This is a genomic window from Rhodopseudomonas sp. AAP120, assembly GCF_001295845.1.
In the GTDB taxonomy this organism is placed as follows: Bacteria; Pseudomonadota; Alphaproteobacteria; order Rhizobiales; family Xanthobacteraceae; genus Rhodopseudomonas.
Genome location: NZ_LJIC01000015.1, coordinates 173,064 through 189,383, shown reverse-complemented (window position 1 = coordinate 189,383; position 16,320 = coordinate 173,064). Strand labels below are relative to the sequence as shown.

The window sequence follows — 16,320 nt, the reverse complement described above, 5'->3', positions numbered from 1 at the left end:
GATGACGGCGATGCAGGCAACCTACGACAGCGCGATGGCGCGGGTGTTCGCGGACGAGGGCGGCTACACCAACCACCCGAAGGACCCCGGCGGCCCGACCAATTGGGGGATCACTATCCGCGACGCGCGGCTGTACTGGAAGGCGTCCGCGACCGCCGAAGATGTTCGGGCCATGCCGAAGGATGTGGCTGCTGAGATCTATCGCAAGCGCTACGCCGCTCCGATCCGCTACGACAAGCTGCCGGCCGGTTACGACTACACCTGTCTGGACGCCGGGATCAATTCCGGGGTCGGCCGCGTAGTGCCGTGGTCCGCCAAGGCGCTTGGGCAGCCGGTGCAGTCGATCGGCGAGGTGGTGACGGCCGCGAATGCAGCGCCCGACAAAGTGGCACTGATCCAGAAATTCTGGCGCGTGCGGATGAGCTTCCTGAAATCGCTCAAGACGTGGTCGACCTTCGGCAAGGGCTGGGGGCGTCGCGTCGTCAACGGCGAGGCGGCGGCGGTCAAGATGTGGCTGCAGTTCGGTGCCGGCCTGGCGCCGGTCGCAGTCGGCGCTTTTTTGCAAGGCGAAAGCGCCAAGGCGAAGTCGGCATCGAAGAAGGCGGCGGCCGGTGCAACAGCGAGCGGCACGGCTGGGGGCACGGCTGGCGGCGCCTCGAACGATCCTTCCGTGCTGGGTATCGACCCTGTGCTGCTCGGCTCGTCCGGCAAGGTCGCCGCCGCTGTCGTGGCGGTTTTCCTGATCGGCGTTGCCATCGTGCTGTGGCGCCGGTCGGTTGTGGACAAGCAACGCGCCGACGCCTACGCGGCGGCCTGACAGGAGGCTTTCATGCTGTGGTGGATCTTCGCACTGTTCGGTCTTCTGGTCGGCACCTATCTGGTGATCCGTCCGATCCTGCGCGCCTCGCCGCGCTTCGCCAACTTCTACGCCAATGCCGACACCTTCTGGCAGAAGGTCGCGGCTTTCGGCTACAACTCGGCGACCGTGGCTTTGTCCTATGCGCTGGCGGCGCTCGGCTTCCTCACTTCGCAGATCGACGCTCTGGCGACACTGCTCGGCGATCCGCAGGTGAAACAGCAGATCGCCGACGCGCTCGGCGCCAATCCGAGCGTGCTGGGCTGGGTGATGATCGCGATCGGCGTCATCACCTTCGCGGCGCGGATGCGCTCGATCGTGCGAGGCTGAAATGCTGTCGCTCGTCACCGCGCTCGCGCCGCTGCTGATCGGCAAGCTGGCCGACGCCTTCACCGCCTACAACAACAAGCAGATCAGCGCCGCCGAACTGAACGCCAAGGTTCAGCAGGCGTTGATGGAGTGCTTCGCGGAGGTGATGAAGTCGCAATCCGACGCGCTGGCGAAGACCTTCGCGACGTTCGGCCAGGTGCTGATCAACTCCAAGTTGGTCCGCATCGTGTGGGCGATCGTGGTGCTGTCGCAGCTCTGCGTGCTGCTGTGGCTGCAGGTCGGGATCTCGGCGCTGGTCTACACATTCGGCGGAACCTGGCCCAGCGCCGGCGCGACCGGGGATTGGGCCTATCTGCTGATCGCCGGCCTGCTCGGGCTCGGCCCTGTGGTGCTGAACGGCGGGCCGGGCAAGGTTAATCTCGATGCCGTCAAGCCTCCGGGGAGATAGGGCGATGTCGGGAGAGACGCTTGCCGAGCGGCTGCAACTCGACATTCTGCAGACGCTCGGAACGTTGCAGAACCAGGTCGGCGTATTGCAGGCGCAGTGCGCTCACATCATTCAGTCTCAGGACGAAGCCGCGGTGCGGCGTCGCGCCATGTACGAGAAGATCGATAAGATCGCCACTATCGAGAGTACGCTCGACCGGATCGCGCCGCTGGTCGACGCGCACGAGCAAAAGCATCAGCGCTCGATCGGCGCGCTGTGGCTGATGCGCGGCGGCTGGACCGTCGGCGGCGGCGCGGCCGGTGCTGGCTTCGCTTGGCTGGCAAAGTGGATGAGCGGCGGCGGTCCGCCCCACTGAGGAAGGGCACCTGCGGGGCGAAGTTCCATTCGACAGATGCCGGAAAACGCCAAAACCCGCCAAGTCGAACGGTGCCAAGTCTTTGAAATCGGCCGTCCGGTGATTAACTCTTAATCAGCGGGTCCCAGGTTCGAGCCCTGGTGCGCCCACCATCAAAATCCCTGAAAACATTGACGAATCGAAGCGCAGGCGAACGCCGCGCTGAGGCGCGTTTGCGCTGGGTCCCACCTAGGTCCCGCACGCGTTCAGATGGTTTTCGGCGGGAGCTTCCGGCCGCGGAGATATCCCCAGGATCCTGCCGCCGCGTAGACGCGTTCGGCCTCTTCCTCGAGCAGGCTATTGGCGACAATCAGGGCCCGCACGGCGGCCACCGGGTCGCCACCACAGGCCTCGATGGCCTGGCCGGCCGCTGCCTCGAGCTCGGCCGCCTGGGCCTCCAGATCAGCTTCTGACGGGACCTGGGGGCTATCGGTGGTCTCGGCTGGCTTCGGCATGTCGGCGATCTCGGGTTGACGGTGCATCAGTTTTGTTCTCGTTTTGTACCATCGTCAACGGGAGGGTGTGGACATGGCTGGGCGAAGACCTGCGAGCTGGCGGTTCCCGACGGAGAAGCAGGCGCGCGTCGAGGCAATGACCCGGCGCCTGACCGAGGAGCAGCGCAAGCGCGACGCCGAGGCCGACGAGGAGGCCTGGTGGGCGGCCGTCCTGTCGGACCATGGGGCGCTGGGTGAGGGGGACCGGTAGTAGCGCATGATAAGACGCGGTCACATGCTCGATTCACGGACGCCGAGTACCGGCTCTCCGGCGACGTCGATCCAGTCGAGCTTGGTGGCGGTCTCGAGGACGCTTGCGAGCACTTCGAACATGCGGTCATCGCACACCGCTGGCCGCGTCATGACCTGGTCGAGGGCCGCGAGCGCCCGCGGAGACTGATCGCGCAGGATCCGGCGGAGTTCATCGGAGGCGATCTGCGCGCGGCGCCTCGGCGTATGAGATCGGCCTCGGCGGCGTTAAGGTGAAAGACAGTGGTCGCAGTGGTCATGACGCGCTCCCATTGCCGTTGAGATAGTTCTCTCGATCTCTCAAGATCGGAAGGATGTTACGCAACGGCGGCGGCGGAGTGATCTTCTCAATCCAGTCCTCTACGGCTAGGCATTCGATCATGCAAAGGTCGCTCCATCCGTCCATCTCGCGGATCAGGTAGCTTCCTTTCGTTTCGTGCTGGTAGGTAGAACCGACGGCCTTCCATCCAGCGGCTTTCGCGATGAGCCGTGCCAGTCCTTCTTGCGCGGCTCTCTCCGGAGACGACGACGAGAAGTCTCCCTCGAACAGGGCCTGCAGGTAGTTGATCTTCTGACGAAGAAGAAATGCTTCATGTGTTGGTACCATCACTCGCTCCTGTTGCCCATGTCGGCGCACATCTCCGGCACCGGGTTACGGCGCTCTTCCGGATCGATCTCGCGGATCTCGTCGGCGAGCTTTCGCATGTTGTCGCACTCATCGACGGCGATAGCGTCGATCTGCCGCCGGACGTGGACGTAGATCGCCCCCGCGAAGTGCGCCGTCGTGCCGGCAATCACGGCTCCGACGGCGAGGACGAAGGAGACCTGCTGCATCAACTCGAACTCAGCAGCGATCTCCTGGAGTCCATTCTTCTGCAGCATCCCTGGGATCTCGTCGATCGTTGTCATCCTCACCTCCCTGCTTCGGCAGCTTGGCGCACATCTCCGGCATCGGATCCCGGCGCGCTTCCGGATCGAACTCGCTGATCTCGTCGGCCATGCGCCGCATGTTGTCGCACTCATCGGCGGCGATCTGGTCGATCTGCCGCCGGACGTTGACGTAGATCGCCCCCGCGAAGTGCGCCGTCGTGCCGGCGGCGATGGCGCCGACGGCGAAGACGAAAGCGATTAGGCGGAGGGCATGCGTCAGCAGCAACGCGTACGATCAATCTTCCAGTCAGGAGGAACCTTGGTTGCGGCGCCTGCATCCGTCGTGTCGTCGGTCTGAGTTCTGAACTCGAAGACGGAGGGCTCCATCAAGACGAATCCCATGCTCTCGAATTCCTTCAGCTTCGCAGCACGGCGCTTCTCGTCGTTCAGGTAATGGATCACATCGGCGAGTCTGCCGTTCGCGCGTTGCTTACCGAACAGAACGGAGATCTCGTCGAGATACTTGGTGTAGTCGGATCCATTCAGGCGAAGCCACTCCGAGAACAGCTTTGCTTCTGCCACCGAGTGAGCGATCTGCGTCGCGAGCTTGTCGGCCTCGCTGAAAAGGGCCAGAGAGCGGATCGAGAACGAGAAGTTGTCGAAGTTACGGTCTTTGAGTGCCTGCGCTGCTGACCTGAGGTGGTTGCCGATGAGTTCAGTGATGGTCATGGCTTCTCTCCCGTGTTGACGATCTCGAGAATCGTCACCCGGTTTCCTGAGAGTGCCAAGCGATACTTTTGCGACCGATTAGTACGACGTTGCCATCATTACTGATCGTACGACGATGCCATCATTGCTACGTCAATTCCCCGTCGGCTGGGAGTCTTCGGCGTAGTCGAGGCGCCATAGCCGGTCTGTCGCGCGCGCCCACCGCATGTGGGGATCCACCCACACGAGCCGTCCGGTGCGCATGTTCTCGCCGTCCTCGATCTCGGGGTGCCCGTGGGCGCGGCCCATCAGCTTCAGGACTTGGCGGCCGTTTTCGTTTGTGATCAGGGTGGCCCATTCTTTCATCCGCGGAGCGATCTGCATCTCGACCTCGGAAGGCGGCACGTTGCGCAGATAGCCGTCGAAATCGTCGTCGAGCAGCTTCGCCATCACCTCGTCCATGCCGGCCTCCGTCAGTGCCGCGGCGCGCAGGCGTCGCGCGCCTCGAGGGTCGCCTCGACCAGGCGCGCCAGCTTGCGCATCGAGAATTTCTCCCGGGCCCACGCCCGGCCGATCACGTCGAGCTCGTCGGGCGCCAGTGGTGGTGCCCCGGCGCGCGCGTCGTCGTCCCGCGCGATGTCCTGCAGGACCAGCGCCGCCAACGCCGGCAGGTGCGCCAGCGTGGGGGACGGGACGCGGATCAGCCTGAAGCGGTCGCGCAGGAACGACGGCAACCGCTCTGTCGTGTTCGCGGTGGCGACATGGTTGACGTGCGAGAGATCGAGCTGGGCGTCGAGGCCGCAGTCTCTGTAGCTACGCGAGGTCTCGCGCTCCAGAAGAGGCGCCATCGCCGACCATAGGTTTCCGTTCATAGTGCTCTCGGCGGCCTTCTCGATCTCGTCAATCATCACGATTGGGTTTGCGCGCATCGCCGCCGCGATCGCGCGCGCGGGCACGGAGGGGGCCGACGAGTGCCATGCGCGGTTGGTGCCGGCGAAAAATCCGTCGGCGCTGGCGGTTGCGTCGAGCCTGTAAACATAGACGCCGAGTAGTTCCCCGATCCGGCGCACCAGGCGCGACTTGCCGGAGCCTGGGGGACCAACGAGGAGGGTCGGCCGCATCCGGACCGGCTCGCCGTCCCGCAGATCCTGCGTCAGCATCGCCACGGCAGCGCGCGCGTGCGGGTACTCGGCCTCCAGTGCCTGCCGGACGACGGCAGCGTCGCGGCAGACTACCAGCGGCACGTCGGCGCCTTCCAGGCGCTTCCAGACGTCCGGCATGTGCTTCTTCTCGACCGGCGCCTCGGTCATCACGACGACAGCAGGGCCATCCGGCGCCGGCCTCGGCCTGGCCGGCGACGACGGGAGGCGCACTTTCCGGCGACTCAGCGCTGCATGGGCGCGATTGCAGAGCTCTTCGACCGCCGGATCGTCATGACCCTCGTCGGCGTGCAGGGACTCGGACTGCTGCGCGGCGATCACGAACATGTCGCGCGGATCGCGGCCGTACTCGCCGGAGGCTGCCAGGGTCCATATAGCTAGGCGCGCCGTCAGCTTGGACTTCTGGTCATCCGACCATGTGCACCGGTCCGCGAGATGCCTCAGAGCCGGCAGGACCGGCAAAAATGTCCGCGTATCGGCCGGGTCGGCGGCGAGCATCCGCCACGCGAGCGCGGTCGCTCCGGCGAGGCCATCGTCGGCGCGCTCGGATAGCCGGGACGACATCCGGCGGCACTCAGTGCGCCACCAGATGCGCCGATCCCCGTCCTTCGGCGGCGTGCTCACCAGGAAGTCAGGAACATCGACGTACGGTGGTCCCGAGATCTTCCGCGTGTATTTGACGACCAGCGCGACGGCAGACTTCTCGTCGTCGCAGAGTAGCACCGAGAGCGGAACTGACCCGTAGTTCTTCCGCATCGTCGGATTCTTCGATCTCATAATCTCTTCCTCGGCGATGGCGAAAAGGTCGCGGTTGTCGTCCACGTACTTGCCGGCGTAGGCGCGCCTCCAGACACTGAGTCGCGCCTTGATCTCGTCGGCCTTCTCCGGCCACCGGATCCGCGGGGCGATCTTCGCCAGGTCGACAGCGACCGCGCACGTCCCGGGGTCTCGCGGCGATGACGACAGCATCCACCAGAGGAGGGCGGCTTCGTTAGCTGCGGCGCCGCCGATCGCTTCGAGTTCAGAGGCTATCGCGCGGCACTCGGACGACCACCGCAGGCGATCGATGGCATCGGCCTTTGGCGTCCGCATCTTGGCTAAGTCGACCTGCAGGCGATCCGTCCGGCCGCGCAGCGCGACCTCGGCGCGCACGATGGCGCAGTCGACCGCCTCGCGCTCCGTCGGGCACAGCATGGCGTCGATGGCCGCGGTGGGGAGCTCGAGGATGTCGAGATCAGCCGGATCAGCCGGCGCCGGCGCGGACTCTGCGCGGTCCTCCTCAACGGTTGTCAGCCAGTATTCTTCCGTCTTGCTTCTCGAATCGCTGTCCGACATGCTATTTGTCCGTACGACGTTGCCATCATTGACCGGAAATGTATGACAACGAGACCACGTTTTTCAAGGACTCGGGAACTGCATGGTTAAGGATTCGAAACCGAAGGTGGCGGCCGCCGCGGCCCCGCGCGCGAAGAGACAGGCGCGCCCGGACGACGCCCGCTCGGGGCGGCTGATCTTGCGGGCCCATCCGGATCTCCTGCAGGTCCTCACTGTCCGGGCCCGGGTCGCTGGCATCTCGAGGTCGCGGTACGTCGAGAGGCTACTCATCGCCTGGCTCAATGCCGACCCCAGGAATCCGAGGATGGACGCTGTCGGGAAGATTCGGACCGGCTTCGACCAAGCCAGGCACGCCGCGCCGTCAGCACTTGCGCGGGCAGAGCGTTGGACACGATACAACTCGGCTCATGCCGCTCTTTTCGGCGTCCCCCTGCCGGACTCCGATTTCGAGGATCCGGAGCAAGAGTGGGACGCGGCCAAGACGTTAATCGATGTCGACGCCGGCGGTGATGACGACTGATATTTCGAGAGTCGAAACGTCAAAATCTCAAAACGTCACCGAGATCCTCGGACATCCATCCGAGAAACTGAACCGATATCAATAGCGTAGTTCACGCGTACGACGTTGCCATCATTAGTAATCGCGCTCGGACTCCCGGATAGACGGCGCCGGTGGTCACGGCTGATGACGACATTTCGACTCTCGAAATGTCTCCGAATTGCCTTGGTCAGTCGTCGACTTTTCCACTGAAATGGTGGCAATTTAGCACAGTGAAATCAACGGCTTGACACTCTCGGTCCTTGCGGTGACGATGCCGGCTTGATCGCCTGACCCGGACATCACCCCGTTGACCGACGCCGCAGCAACCACCGCCACGAAGCCAAAGCGTCCGCGCCCGCCGCGGATGCGGCCGATGCATGCGCATCTGTCATGGGACCTGCCGAAGGACTACAAGTCCATCGTCCACCGCGACGGCGACGATTACGATACGATCGAAGACGCAACAGATGCGGTCGATGTCGACGTGCACCGTAGGAGGAGGTCTCCAGATGCGTGATCCAACGGAAGACGAGATGAAGAGGATCAAGGTGATCCGGAAGGTGGCGTTGGGCTTCCGGACACCGGAGCCTCGGTCGACCGGCCCCCGCGGTCGTCAGCATCCGGACGTGGTCCGGGCTCAAACGGCACTCCGGACAGCCGCTTACCGTGATCGGATCAGGAACGAGAACAGGCCGACGGTTGAGGCCTTCGGCAGGGCGTTGGTCACCGCGATCGCGATGGCGCCGGACGACGTGCTCTCACGGTTGACGCGCGACGACGCGCTCATCGTCGGACCCGCGCTCCGGACCATGGCGGAGAAGGGATACGATCCGAGTGACGTAGTCGCGCTCGTCAAACGTATACGACGGATGCGTCGCCGCGGTGCGCGCGTAGAAGAGACCGTCGAAGAGTAGTCCGATTTTTTCTTGACGAGGCCATTGACGCTCTCAGAACGATCGCCGAATCTCTGACTTGTCAAGGGGTTTGGCGATCTCCGGCACAACGCCCATCGCGGTTCCGCAAGGAGAGCCCCACCGCGATGGGCGTTTCCATGTGTGCTATTAGTATCGACGTCGACCGGATCGTTTGATGACGCGTCACTGGTGACAGTCTCCACCATGACGACGAAATCGACACCGGGACGGGATCGGACGGCGGCGTATCGCGCCCGCCTTGCCGCGTCGCGCGAGCCGCCAGCCTACGTCGTCGCCAACGCGATCATGATGACGGTGGCCGCCACCTTGGGTACTTTGCCGATCTCGTACCCCGTGAACATCGGCAGCCTGGTCGTATTCGCCGGCCAGAGGTAAATCGTGCGAGAAATCGAGGAGAAGACCCAGACCCTCCTGGTGGCTGCCCACCATGGAGGCGTTGTCCCTCGGTTCGAGCGAAGCACGATCGAACCGGCACATGACCGGCTGATCGCGGAGATGAGGGCCGCCTACGAAGGTGGTGACGTGCCGCCCTATCTCGACCAGAGCGGGAGGGACCTTCTGTCGGAGGGCCGGGAGACCTTCCGCGATTGGAATCTCGATGCAATCATCCTGGTGCAGGAGGAAGCCGACCTGCATCTGCTCCTCCGGCGCGGTACGCAGGCGACGGCCGTGTTCGGTGCGGTGCTGTCGATGGCAGGGCTCGAATGCGAGGTCCACGATCTCGGCCTGATCCTGCCGAACACGAAGGGCGAGGAAGTAGCCCCGATCCTTGAGAAGCTCGTCACAATGGAGAAGATCGACCCGATGGATGTCGCCGAGTTCGTCAAGAACATCGGTGACGGAAGGTTTCGCGAATCTGTCCCGGAATGGCTCGCACGTAAGCAGTGGGCTGATCAAAATGCCTCACTGATCAGGACGGTGCCAACTATGGCCAAGGCTGTGTTGACGAACGCGACCTCGACTTGGACGTAATACTTCCGCTTTTCCAATCAGGTGTATTTATTTTAGATGCAGTCGGCAACCTTGCCGATGCTGATCTTGGAGTACTGAGGCAGCAAATAACAATCTAGACCTAATGTTCGGTCCGGAAGTGCTGGTCGGTTATCGCGGCCGTACGAGTTTCGGCGCGGCTCGTGGCATGTACCTAAGCGCTCCGAAGCCGTGCCCGACGGCATCGGAGCGCATTATAGCTCTCGGAAAAAGGAGAGGCGTCCATTTGAAGGAAGTCGACTGGGACGATCGCATATTGTGCTGCATTCACATCTCCCCGATTTGAGGGGGCAGAGGCCTTAGTACCCCAAAATTCCCCGCCACCTGGGCGATGGGGTGCCAGCCAGCGGGTACACTTCGTGGCAGATGTCAACAACCGTAAATGCGACCGGTCTACGCTCGGGTTCATTCGCGAGCCAGCAACGGGACTATCTTCAACCTTAGCTCGCGCTTTCCTGGTTCCATACGGTAAGATTGCGGCGCGAATCTGAGGCAGAAATGGAAATCAAATTCTTTCTTCCGCAGGGCCCCCAGCCAACGGAAATGGCAGGGCTTGAGGACATTCGCGCAACCTTTCCAAAGCATTGGAAGGGCTACGCGAATTTCGTCATGCGCCAACCGCAGCGGCGGGGCCAGGACCGCGAAATCGATATTGTGATCGTCACACCAGATCGCATCATTCTCGTTGACCTCAAGCATATTCGTGGGCGCATCGAGAATCGAGGAGGCATCTGGCACCGCGACGCAGACATTATCGGTGCGTCACCAGCTCATAAAATCCGCGACAATGCCAAAGTGCTCGCGTCGTTGATAAGGTCGGAGATCCACCATTTTCCCGCAGTGCCGCCTGTCGAAAGCCTTGTCGTCCTCACACATCCGCAATGCGATCCTAGCGGTCTCGATCAGGTCGAACGTGATCGAACGCTCAAGCTTTCTGATTTCCTGAAGATTACGCGTGAACAGAATTTTCGGAACCTCTTCACCGGTCCAACCAAGTACTCTGAGTCCAACTCGCTCTGCTCGGGGCAATGTGGAAACGCTCTCCAAAAGTTCTTCAGCAACGGAAAACTCTTTGAGCCCCGGAAGACGCGTTTTCATGGCTTCATGCCAGTTGGTGATCCGGCTTTCAAGCATCCTCTTTTTGAAGAGTTTTCCTGCCATCAATCCGAAGATCCGAACTACACGGGCCTTCTTCGGCTGTGGGACTTTAGTGTCGATGGCGAATTTATCGTTGAAGAAGCGCGTCGCCCGATCGCTGAGCGGGAGAGAGCGGTTCTGGGGCATATTCGGGTTCAAGATCCAGCCCTCTATGAGAACTATGTTCTCCGCTCTCTCCATTTCGATTCCGAATACACGCTGAGATACTCTGAAATCTTCGATTGCCTGCCCGATTTAGAGCGCCTCAGCCGTTACCATAGCGTACTAAACGATCTCACATTTGAACGACGGACTGAGCTGGCCAGGCTTTTTTTGGATCGCATTGCGAGTTTGCATCGTATCCGGGTCGCTCACCGGGATTTGGATCGGCATTCCATCTGGATCGATGAGCGACGCAGCAAAGTGGTGCTGTCGAGTTTCGGGGCCGCTCATTTTCCAGAACGAAAGTCCATCGGGGGCGCCCGTTCAAAGCTGCTGGCGGGTGGTTATCGAGTCCCGGAGGACGTTGGCGAAAGCCAAAAGGGAACTCCGTTCCAACAGGATGTGTTCCTTGCAGGAGCGGTTGTATGGAATCTTCTGGTAGGAGCCCGACTGGAGGAGATAGACGGTGTGCCGGTCTGGAGCTCTCGCGACCTTGAGGACGTTGGCTTACCCGATGCATTTCAGGGATGGTTTGAGCGTTGTTTAAAGATCAACGCAAACGAGCGCTATGAGAGTGGCGTCGATGCGGCTGACGCGTTCGCTGAGCTGCTTCGGAAAACTGAAAAGGCATCGCTAGAACGGCAGTTGGATGCCTATCGGCGTGATATCGATCCTATATCAGACTATGAGCCTTCGGACTGGATAAGTAAGAAACCTTATCGCATCTACAAATCTTTGAAGGATAATGAGAGCCACTTCGTCAAGAGTTGGCCAGAACGAATTCTCGGTGAGCGCAGAAAATCGGCCGCGCGACTGATCGAGTTCTTCGGCAAAGCCGATGCGTTACGACGGATCGACGCCAAATGGCTTCCGCGAATAAGTGTTGCGTGTCTTTGCACCGACGGTCTTCTGCTTATTCAAGATTGGGTTGATGGGGAAAAGCTATCCGCTTGTGACGTCTCGACCTGGACACCTGAAGGCTTGCGTCGCTTCGTTGTCGGGCTGATCGACGCCGTCGACGAGCTTCATAAGCTTGAACTGAATCACGGCGACATCTCGCCGGAGAATATCCTTGTCTGCTTCGATGGGGACATCCCCCGACCTGTACTAGTTGATGTAGTCGATTTTTCTGCGGATGACATCGGACGCAGCACCCCTGCTTATTGTCCCGCCGAGGACAATGATTTGAGGAGTCGAGACCGATATGCCGTCGGTCAAATTGCGTTGGAGCTTGCAGAAGCCTGCACGGACGCAGAGACGAAAGCTCTGCTTCGATTGGGTGCCGGCAAATGCGCCGAAGGGGCCGCACCGTGGCTCACGCTCAAGGCCCTGAAGGATGCAGTCGTATTTCGCCGAGTGGCACCAACCAAGATCAAACTCGATATCGAGATCGAGACTCCCCGCACAACGTTCGAAGGCGCAATGCTGTCAGACAATGGCGTATTCCACATTGTCAAGTCGAAGAGGGCGCCTGACTCGATCGAAGTGTTCGGGTTCGATCAACGCGTTACGATCGATTTTGATCCGAAAGATGCCAAGCCGGTAAAAGCGATCGCGAACAGAATCGATATGGGGCAGGCGGCGTGGGCTCAACGACACCGGCTCCTGTCCTTTGAGGGGTCGCTCAAGATCGTGCGAAGCAGATCAAGGAGATTTGTCGGACTCGACCATCTGCCCGAATTAGTCGCGTCCCATCTCGGTTCAGAGCCTGTAATCGCAAAGTCGGAGGCTGCGCCGAAGGTCACCGATGCCCCAGATCCTGCCGCACCGACCACAAAACCTGCCACACAGAAGTTTCCAGTCGAGGATTTCTGGAACGGGACTATTCTGGCAGAAGATGAAATCAGCCCGGAGTTCACGCTTGCGCAGGAGCCGAGTTATGACCGCGATGAAAGGACTCTGCACCTTATAGCGGAAGATAACCTGCCGGAATTTGAGTCCGGAGATGGCCAGTCGATCAGTATACAATGGAACGGGTATAAGCTCGGCGATCTAGATACGGAGAGATCGCGGGGGACCACGGTCGTCGTCCGGAATGTACGTAACGTGCGCGGGTTGAATAAAGGGGCAGTGTTAAAGATCCCGGACGACCTTGTCAGCTTCCAGCGGCGGTCTCGGGCAGTGGGTCGCATTCTGGATCGAAAATCGCAGATCCCTAATCTTATTGGATTTTTCGATCCGGCTGTCGATCTTGCGCCTCAGACGTTCGGGCCCGAAATCGACGACGCGATCCTATCGCGTTATGGACTGAATCCAGCGCAAAACGACGCGTTCAAACATTTGTGGCGTTATGGACCGCTTGGGCTCCTTCAGGGCCCGCCGGGTACAGGCAAGACGACGTTCATTGCTGCATTCGTGCACTATGCGTTGACTGAACTCCGGCTGAAAAATGTGCTGGTTCTTTCACAATCCCACGAAGCTGTTAACGCGGCCTCCGAGAAAATCCTCCAGACGGCTGCCAAGCACGGCGGCAACATCGAGATGCTGCGCGTGGGGCAGCACTCGAAGATTTCGCCGATCCTCCACAATTATCACGCCTTCGCGATCCAGGATCGATACCGAGAATTGTTTAGAGCTGCGGTGAAGGAGCGTGTTCTCGCTCCGCTAAGTCGGTTGGGTTTGGAAAGGGACTACATTTACGCTGCTGTCGAGATCGAGAATTCACTCGGCTCGCTACTTAAGCAGATCGAGTTTTGCGAACAGGATATTGCGACGTCGCGGGATCAGGACACCGTTGCGGCGGCGCATGAACGCCTGGAGGGCCTGAACCTCGCGTGGGCAGACGCTGTGGAAGAGCACGGCGTCTCACCTGAATTGGATCCAAGAAGCGCGCTTGAGGAAATCCGGGATACGTTGGCTGACCAGTATTCCGTCCATGACGTCGATGCACGGCGCAGACTCCTGCGCGTCCACGGGTTAGCACTGGAGTGGGGAGCAACGCTTGGAATGCGAGGGCGGAGTTTGGAAGAGCTCATTGCAAGGAGCCGCAATCTGATCAGCGGCACATGTGTGGGTATTGGGCGATACGGTATCCAAGTCGATCGGAATGTGTACGATCTTGTGATCATCGACGAGGCCGCACGCTGTACCCCAGGCGAACTTGCGGTTGGAATGCAGTCTGGCCGACGAGTAATTCTGGTTGGCGACCACAAGCAATTGCCGCCCCTTTATGGTCATGAGCTGATCGCCGCTCTCGGGGAAAGGCTGAATATCCGCTCCAAGAGGGAGCTGAACCGCAGCGACTTCGAACGAGCTTTCCATTCAGCCTACGGGAAGGCTGTCGCTCGAACGCTGACAAGCCAGTATCGAATGGCGCCGAAAATCGGAAAGCTTGTTGCTGAGACGTTTTACCCAGGCCAGGAGCTAGAAACCGAGCGGGGTGGCGCGCCGAAGTATTACGAGTATCTGCCGCGGCCGCTCGACGACGAAATGGTATGGATTGATACAGGTCACTCGAAACATTCCAGACGAGAGAGAGAGGCCGGAAGCAGTTTCGTCAATAGGACGGAAGCTGCCGTAGTCATTTCACTTCTGAAAGTGATCGCCGGAACGAAGGGTTTCGTTGATGAGGCGCTCGTCGATCTTCGGGAAGAGGAGCCGCTCGTTGGCGTGATCTGCATGTATGCTCCTCAGGTCGGTATGATAGAAGAAATGTTGATTACGTCGGATTTGTCACCTGACTTCCAGAAGCTGGTTAAGGTCGGGACGGTCGATAGTTACCAAGGCAAGGAGAATCGAATTGTGATCCTGTCTCTTGTAAGAAGTAATCCGGAGAGGAATATGGGTTTCGTGCGCGCGGCTAACCGCATCAATGTTGCACTGTCTCGAGCCATGGAGCGTCTTATCATCGTCGGAAGCACGGGCATGTTCGAAAGAAATGGAAATGCGCTTGCTCCAGTCATTAAGCACCTCAAAGCAGGCGGGAGAGTGCTTCCAAGTGCGGGTGTGTTGCAATGACCGGCTTGGCGGAACAGATTGATATCGATGTCGCGGCTTTCGCAGTCCGTTGTCAGAAATTCAGGATCGCGGCGCTCGTTATGAGGCGCACTTCGATCCCGCTCGCAACGGAATATGCGACGCGCTTGGTTCATCTCGTCCCTGGGATTAGGTTAGACGATCTGCTCGGTTTCTTCGATTTCGAGGGCCCGGAGTCAAAGGTCCTACTGCAAGACGTGCTTGGCACCGGGCTTGTGGAGGAACGGGGCGGTCAGCTATTTCTATCTGCTCGTGGACTGAAGTCGTTGTCGCCGTTGTCCGACAAGCTCGATCTGTTTGAGATCGAGCAGATCACCCCCACAGTGACGTTTGAACTTGCCGCGCTAACGCCCATCGACGAAGCATCGCTCGACAAGCGCGAGGCAAAACTGGTAGAAGAACTCAGGCTGCCGGATCGCGAGAAGGCTGCGACTGCCAGCAGTGCGGCGGCGGACGCATTCGACTTCCACTTTCAGGAGTGGCGCCAGACACAGTCCCGGAAGCGTTGGCTGGATGAAGAAGCCCGCCTCAATTCGATAGAGGATGTGCAGCCTGTTGCTCCCGCTACCGCCGTCATTCAGATCCCCATTCGTTGGAGACCGACGGAAGGAGCGGGCGTGTTTCCTGACTTTTCGGAGCTATCAAACAAGGGCAGACAGGGATCGAGAGGCCCGTTGATCGCAGCGATTAGCGATCAAATGAAGTCGGTTGTGGCGCCACCAGACCACCAGTTGGCCTTTGATTTAATCGATGAAATGGATGGTGGCGTCCTCCGCCGAGGAGGTGCCAGGTCTTCGCTCGATAGACGACAATGGATTTGTGATGCGGTGCAGCCAGCGAACCGGGCGTTAAGTGGAGCAGGCGCACCAGGTTTGCGTTTGGTTGGCTCTGTGGCTTCGGAGAACGTTCGGGCTGGTGTTTTGGACTGGACAAAGTCTGCTGGCGATACCTCGGCCAATACTGTCCGCACGCCTGTGTTCTGGCTCCCCCCCGGGACTAATTCTTGGGGACGCAGTCCATCCTTCGTGGGTTTGGCACGGGATTTGTCCAAAACGAACCAGACAAACGACGGGACAGTTCTTCTCGCGAGGTCAAGCGGGGAAAGCGATAACAGGCGATGGATCAAGCGTTATGGTCAATCGGGAGCCTTACAGCCATTGTTCGACCGCTGCCTGGCCGTACCAGCGCAGCAACTTCCTCTTTCTCTTGAAGTTCTCTTTAAACCAGGAAGTTGGGTCGCCGTCATAATTCATTCTCCAGATGTAGGTTCGGACTACCCGTTTCCGTTCGGGTACATTACCGCCGACATAGATATCGTGGTATCGTACAAGAAAATGATTGCGGAGCTGGCAGCCGCAGCCGACGGTACGAGTGGTTTGCTGTGGACGAGATCAGATGAGGATTCCCATCGCGCGCTCCACGCTATCGACATGTCGCTTGATATCGGCGTAGCGTGACAATTCGCCTAATCGTTACGGCATCGGTGCGCTTAGACGGTGCGCCGGGTCTCCGAATTGTGCCAATCTTCCGCCACATTCGCCGAACTGCGAAATTGGGAAGATTTTGCGCGCACGTCGAGGATGCCGCTGACTTTCGACCCACCGATGCTCCTTGCCGAGTCCTTCGCTTCGTCGATCCGGACAGAGGCGTCTCTTGAGATGGTCGTGTCGGACGCCGCGATATTAGCCGCGCGCGATCGTGTCAATTTTCGTGGCGTAGCTGGACGGTAGCGGAGC

General features: G+C 60.1%; 20 protein-coding genes. 12 read left to right on the top strand and 8 right to left on the bottom strand.

Annotation, left to right across the window (positions count from 1 at the left end):
* Positions 1 to 10: 10 nt before the first annotated feature.
* From IP86_RS02925 to IP86_RS02910, 4 genes are read left to right on the top strand one after another with little or no spacing between them, the layout of a single operon-like run.
* Positions 11 to 817, top strand: a complete 807-nt coding sequence (locus IP86_RS02925; protein ID WP_197279599.1) for a glycoside hydrolase family 108 protein — start codon at positions 11 to 13, stop codon at positions 815 to 817.
* Positions 818 to 829: 12 nt separating this feature from the next.
* Positions 830 to 1,186 carry a hypothetical protein gene (locus IP86_RS02920; RefSeq protein WP_054161008.1) on the top strand — a complete coding sequence of 119 codons (357 nt, stop codon included), beginning with the start codon at positions 830 to 832 and terminating at the stop codon, positions 1,184 to 1,186.
* 1 nt (position 1,187) lies between these two features.
* Positions 1,188 to 1,634 carry a hypothetical protein gene (locus tag IP86_RS02915; RefSeq protein WP_054161007.1) on the top strand — a complete coding sequence of 149 codons (447 nt, stop codon included), beginning with the start codon at positions 1,188 to 1,190 and terminating at the stop codon, positions 1,632 to 1,634.
* A 4-nt stretch (positions 1,635 to 1,638) separates the two neighbouring features.
* Positions 1,639 to 1,989 (top strand): hypothetical protein, encoded by a 351-nt coding sequence (locus tag IP86_RS02910; protein ID WP_054161006.1) that lies wholly within the window; start codon positions 1,639 to 1,641, stop codon positions 1,987 to 1,989.
* Positions 1,990 to 2,234: 245 nt separating this feature from the next.
* Here IP86_RS02910 and IP86_RS02905 read toward each other — a convergent pair whose 3' ends face one another.
* Entirely contained in the window at positions 2,235 to 2,510 is a 276-nt protein-coding gene (locus IP86_RS02905) for a hypothetical protein (RefSeq protein WP_011502534.1), read from the bottom strand.
* 46 nt (positions 2,511 to 2,556) lie between these two features.
* Between IP86_RS02905 and IP86_RS28470 the strand changes: the two genes are divergently transcribed.
* Positions 2,557 to 2,733, top strand: coding sequence for a hypothetical protein (locus tag IP86_RS28470; RefSeq protein ID WP_012495564.1), 177 nt, complete (start codon positions 2,557 to 2,559; stop codon positions 2,731 to 2,733).
* A gap of 20 nt (positions 2,734 to 2,753) precedes the next feature.
* Here IP86_RS28470 and IP86_RS29555 read toward each other — a convergent pair whose 3' ends face one another.
* The 7 genes from IP86_RS29555 to IP86_RS02875 form a co-directional block, all read right to left on the bottom strand.
* Entirely contained in the window at positions 2,754 to 2,885 is a 132-nt protein-coding gene (locus IP86_RS29555) for a hypothetical protein (protein ID WP_012495565.1), read from the bottom strand.
* Between the two features lie 142 nt (positions 2,886 to 3,027).
* Entirely contained in the window at positions 3,028 to 3,378 is a 351-nt protein-coding gene (locus IP86_RS02900; RefSeq protein ID WP_012495566.1) for a hypothetical protein, read from the bottom strand.
* Positions 3,378 to 3,605: a hypothetical protein gene (locus IP86_RS02895; RefSeq protein WP_012495567.1), complete on the bottom strand. Its 228-nt coding sequence runs from the start codon at positions 3,603 to 3,605 to the stop codon at positions 3,378 to 3,380. The genes IP86_RS02900 and IP86_RS02895 overlap by 1 nt, the downstream gene beginning before the upstream one ends.
* Before the next feature lie 10 nt (positions 3,606 to 3,615).
* Positions 3,616 to 3,927, bottom strand: coding sequence for a hypothetical protein (locus tag IP86_RS02890; RefSeq protein WP_012495568.1), 312 nt, complete (start codon positions 3,925 to 3,927; stop codon positions 3,616 to 3,618).
* Positions 3,918 to 4,370 carry a hypothetical protein gene (locus IP86_RS02885; protein WP_012495569.1) on the bottom strand — a complete coding sequence of 151 codons (453 nt, stop codon included), beginning with the start codon at positions 4,368 to 4,370 and terminating at the stop codon, positions 3,918 to 3,920. The genes IP86_RS02890 and IP86_RS02885 overlap by 10 nt, the downstream gene beginning before the upstream one ends.
* 132 nt (positions 4,371 to 4,502) lie before the next feature.
* The gene (locus IP86_RS02880) at positions 4,503 to 4,811 is read right to left on the bottom strand and encodes a hypothetical protein (RefSeq protein ID WP_011502538.1); all 309 of its coding nucleotides are present in this window, start codon (positions 4,809 to 4,811) and stop codon (positions 4,503 to 4,505) included.
* An 11-nt stretch (positions 4,812 to 4,822) separates the two neighbouring features.
* Positions 4,823 to 6,844, bottom strand: coding sequence for an AAA family ATPase (locus IP86_RS02875; protein ID WP_012495570.1), 2,022 nt, complete (start codon positions 6,842 to 6,844; stop codon positions 4,823 to 4,825).
* Positions 6,845 to 6,926: 82 nt separating this feature from the next.
* On the opposite strand from IP86_RS02875, the gene IP86_RS02870 reads away from it, so the two are divergent.
* The 7 genes from IP86_RS02870 (at position 6,927) to IP86_RS02845 (ending at position 16,041) form a co-directional block, all read left to right on the top strand.
* Positions 6,927 to 7,364 carry a hypothetical protein gene (locus tag IP86_RS02870; RefSeq protein ID WP_011502540.1) on the top strand — a complete coding sequence of 146 codons (438 nt, stop codon included), beginning with the start codon at positions 6,927 to 6,929 and terminating at the stop codon, positions 7,362 to 7,364.
* 394 nt (positions 7,365 to 7,758) lie between these two features.
* Positions 7,759 to 7,902: a hypothetical protein gene (locus IP86_RS28465; RefSeq protein ID WP_012495571.1), complete on the top strand. Its 144-nt coding sequence runs from the start codon at positions 7,759 to 7,761 to the stop codon at positions 7,900 to 7,902.
* 16 nt (positions 7,903 to 7,918) lie between these two features.
* The gene (locus tag IP86_RS02865) at positions 7,919 to 8,299 is read left to right on the top strand and encodes a hypothetical protein (RefSeq protein WP_245290514.1); all 381 of its coding nucleotides are present in this window, start codon (positions 7,919 to 7,921) and stop codon (positions 8,297 to 8,299) included.
* A gap of 204 nt (positions 8,300 to 8,503) precedes the next feature.
* Complete coding sequence (locus IP86_RS02860; protein ID WP_041809681.1) at positions 8,504 to 8,695, top strand: hypothetical protein; 192 nt, start codon at positions 8,504 to 8,506, stop codon at positions 8,693 to 8,695.
* Between the two features lie 3 nt (positions 8,696 to 8,698).
* Complete coding sequence (locus IP86_RS02855) at positions 8,699 to 9,292, top strand: hypothetical protein (RefSeq protein WP_012495572.1); 594 nt, start codon at positions 8,699 to 8,701, stop codon at positions 9,290 to 9,292.
* Between the two features lie 516 nt (positions 9,293 to 9,808).
* Positions 9,809 to 14,566, top strand: coding sequence for an AAA domain-containing protein (locus IP86_RS02850; protein ID WP_012495573.1), 4,758 nt, complete (start codon positions 9,809 to 9,811; stop codon positions 14,564 to 14,566).
* Positions 14,563 to 16,041 carry a hypothetical protein gene (locus IP86_RS02845; protein ID WP_012495574.1) on the top strand — a complete coding sequence of 493 codons (1,479 nt, stop codon included), beginning with the start codon at positions 14,563 to 14,565 and terminating at the stop codon, positions 16,039 to 16,041. The genes IP86_RS02850 and IP86_RS02845 overlap by 4 nt, the downstream gene beginning before the upstream one ends.
* The last annotated feature ends 279 nt before the right edge of the window (positions 16,042 to 16,320 follow it).

Bases quoted from the DNA above. Each gene is read 5' to 3' on its own strand.
- IP86_RS02925 (WP_197279599.1), top strand. From the start codon at position 11: ATGCAGGCAACCTACGACAGCGCGATGGCGCGGGTGTTCGCGGACGAG.
- IP86_RS02920 (WP_054161008.1), top strand. From the start codon at position 830: ATGCTGTGGTGGATCTTCGCACTGTTCGGTCTTCTGGTCGGCACCTAT.
- IP86_RS02915 (WP_054161007.1), top strand. From the start codon at position 1,188: ATGCTGTCGCTCGTCACCGCGCTCGCGCCGCTGCTGATCGGCAAGCTG.
- IP86_RS02910 (WP_054161006.1), top strand. From the start codon at position 1,639: ATGTCGGGAGAGACGCTTGCCGAGCGGCTGCAACTCGACATTCTGCAG.
- IP86_RS02905 (WP_011502534.1), bottom strand. From the start codon at position 2,510: ATGCACCGTCAACCCGAGATCGCCGACATGCCGAAGCCAGCCGAGACC.
- IP86_RS28470 (WP_012495564.1), top strand. From the start codon at position 2,557: ATGGCTGGGCGAAGACCTGCGAGCTGGCGGTTCCCGACGGAGAAGCAG.
- IP86_RS29555 (WP_012495565.1), bottom strand. From the start codon at position 2,885: ATGACGCGGCCAGCGGTGTGCGATGACCGCATGTTCGAAGTGCTCGCA.
- IP86_RS02900 (WP_012495566.1), bottom strand. From the start codon at position 3,378: ATGGTACCAACACATGAAGCATTTCTTCTTCGTCAGAAGATCAACTAC.
- IP86_RS02895 (WP_012495567.1), bottom strand. From the start codon at position 3,605: ATGCAGCAGGTCTCCTTCGTCCTCGCCGTCGGAGCCGTGATTGCCGGC.
- IP86_RS02885 (WP_012495569.1), bottom strand. From the start codon at position 4,370: ATGACCATCACTGAACTCATCGGCAACCACCTCAGGTCAGCAGCGCAG.
- IP86_RS02880 (WP_011502538.1), bottom strand. From the start codon at position 4,811: ATGGACGAGGTGATGGCGAAGCTGCTCGACGACGATTTCGACGGCTAT.
- IP86_RS02875 (WP_012495570.1), bottom strand. From the start codon at position 6,844: ATGTCGGACAGCGATTCGAGAAGCAAGACGGAAGAATACTGGCTGACA.
- IP86_RS02870 (WP_011502540.1), top strand. From the start codon at position 6,927: ATGGTTAAGGATTCGAAACCGAAGGTGGCGGCCGCCGCGGCCCCGCGC.
- IP86_RS28465 (WP_012495571.1), top strand. From the start codon at position 7,759: ATGCATGCGCATCTGTCATGGGACCTGCCGAAGGACTACAAGTCCATC.
- IP86_RS02865 (WP_245290514.1), top strand. From the start codon at position 7,919: ATGAAGAGGATCAAGGTGATCCGGAAGGTGGCGTTGGGCTTCCGGACA.
- IP86_RS02860 (WP_041809681.1), top strand. From the start codon at position 8,504: ATGACGACGAAATCGACACCGGGACGGGATCGGACGGCGGCGTATCGC.
- IP86_RS02850 (WP_012495573.1), top strand. From the start codon at position 9,809: ATGGAAATCAAATTCTTTCTTCCGCAGGGCCCCCAGCCAACGGAAATG.
- IP86_RS02845 (WP_012495574.1), top strand. From the start codon at position 14,563: ATGACCGGCTTGGCGGAACAGATTGATATCGATGTCGCGGCTTTCGCA.